The organism is Vibrio sp. SALL6, assembly GCF_002002385.1.
GTDB classification, from domain to species: domain Bacteria; phylum Pseudomonadota; class Gammaproteobacteria; order Enterobacterales; family Vibrionaceae; genus Vibrio; species Vibrio parahaemolyticus.
Window position 1 is genome coordinate 1 of sequence record NZ_MQVK01000081.1, and the last position, 398, is coordinate 398.

General features: G+C 40.7%; 1 rRNA gene. It reads right to left on the reverse strand.

The features are described 5' to 3' along the window. Nucleotides 1-130 (reverse strand): 16S ribosomal RNA (locus BIW15_RS24030); the annotation flags it as partial. Nucleotides 131-398 lie beyond the last annotated feature (268 nt).

Consider the following 398-nt stretch of genomic DNA (forward strand, 5'->3'; position numbering starts at 1 on the left):
TTACTCACCCGTCCGCCGCTCGACGCCGTTATCGTCCCCCGAAGGTTCAGATAACTCGTTTCCGCTCGACTTGCATGTGTTAGGCCTGCCGCCAGCGTTCAATCTGAGCCATGATCAAACTCTTCAATTTAAGATTTTGTTCGGCTCAATGAATACTGAACATTACATAAAGTAATGTTTGAATTGACTGTGCTGAATCCGAAGATTCAATGGTCACTTCGTTTCATTGAAACCTAATTTGATACCGAGGTATCTAATTGGATTATCATCAACGAGTGCCCACACAGATTGATAGGTTCTTATTTTTAAAGAGCACACTTTGAAGTTCTCTTCAAAGTGGACGGCCATTTTAGCTAGATAACTTATCGTGTCAAACACTTTTTTAAGTTATTTATCTG